General features: G+C 62.0%; 1 protein-coding gene. It reads left to right on the plus strand.

The window, feature by feature from the left end; all coding sequences use genetic code 11:
* A partial coding sequence (locus ACXJKR_RS34315) for a hypothetical protein (RefSeq protein ID WP_457326667.1) occupies positions 1 to 558 on the plus strand: 558 nt, incomplete at both ends.

The following is a 558-nucleotide window of genomic DNA, read 5'->3' on the forward strand; positions in this document are numbered from 1 at the left end:
GGTACCGATATGGATTCGCAAGCGTCATGGCGTCAGGACTGGGAGATTGACGAGAAGGTCAACAGCGTCGAGGTGCCAGTGGCCTGGCACCGATCAGGCCTGTGTTTCCAGATCGAGTACGACGACATCCTGTGGATCCATGGCTCCTCCGACGTGTCGAGGAGCCGCGAGAAGGAGCTCATCCTGGAGATGGGCGAGTCGGCCTTCAACGCGATGAAGGCTGAGCTCGGGCGCCAGCTCCGTCAGATGTGGCGCGAACGCGGGTACACCGACTTCTCGCCGCAAAAAAGTGATGCCAGAGCTCCATGGCGCGCCGACTGGGCCATGAACGTCGACGAAAACGCCAGGGCGCAGGCAGTGCATTCGTCCGGCCTCGGCCTGACCATCCACCCCGACATTGACATGGGCTGTGTGCCCGTATGGGAAGCAATTGAATCCCCGCATTACGCCGACGAGAGCGCTCGCCTGAAGCGCGAGATGGGCGAAGACAAGTACGCCGAGTTCCTGGCGAATCGCCGCCATGAAGCACTGGAGCTCTGGTACGGCCTCGGCTACGGG

The sequence above is a fragment of the Roseateles sp. P5_E11 genome (assembly GCF_054049355.1).